1 protein-coding gene is annotated in these 639 nt (G+C 45.1%); it reads right to left on the bottom strand.

The genetic code is table 11. The features are described 5' to 3' along the window. Window positions 1–138: 138 nt before the first annotated feature. On the bottom strand, window positions 139–639 hold a 501-nt coding region (locus tag KEM10_RS23940; protein ID WP_212220970.1), incomplete at its 5' end, for a hypothetical protein.

The following is a 639-nucleotide window of genomic DNA, read 5'->3' as shown; positions in this document are numbered from 1 at the left end:
AGAATCGCTTCTTCTAAACCCTCTATTTCTTCCATCGAAGGGTACAAATCATTTTGCTCATTAATTTCTGCCATGATAATTTGTTTTGCGGCTTATTAGCCTTTGTTATTAAATTGATTAAATGTTATTTAGTGAGAATCAGGATGCCATCATATCGCCCGAAAAGATGTCATAGTCCATGCTGTCGGGGTCTAGGTTTTGGATTTTGCCAACAGGCTCATCATCATCGTCTGAACTGCCAATCGGTTCATCGCTCATTGCATAATCATTGGCTGCACTGCCAATCGGGTCATCACTCATCGAATAGTCCGATGCTGCACCTGATACCGAAGCCTGTATCTCACGCTCGATGTCAATGTCGGCTGCCGGGAGAGCTTGCGTAATTGGGTTTAAGGCACGTAGTCCGTCCATTTCATCCATGTCGCTGTAATCTTCATCACCGATAATGCCCTCTAATCCTTGAAGGATGGTTTTACCTGTGGCTTTCTTGATGATGGATTCAACACCTGCGCCTGCTGCACCTACCAAGCCCAGCTTTACATATTCGTTTTTGGTAAACTGCGTACCAACCAAACCGCCCATAGTAACGGCTGCCGGAACGATGTAGGTTTTCATTTCGTTGCCCAACAAACCGCTAAC

Origin of the sequence: Carboxylicivirga linearis, assembly GCF_018271995.1 — a bacterium.
Taxonomy (GTDB): Bacteria; Bacteroidota; Bacteroidia; order Bacteroidales; family Marinilabiliaceae; genus Carboxylicivirga; species Carboxylicivirga linearis.
The sequence above is the reverse complement of the archived record's forward strand: the minus strand, read 5'-3'. Positions and strand labels throughout refer to the sequence as shown.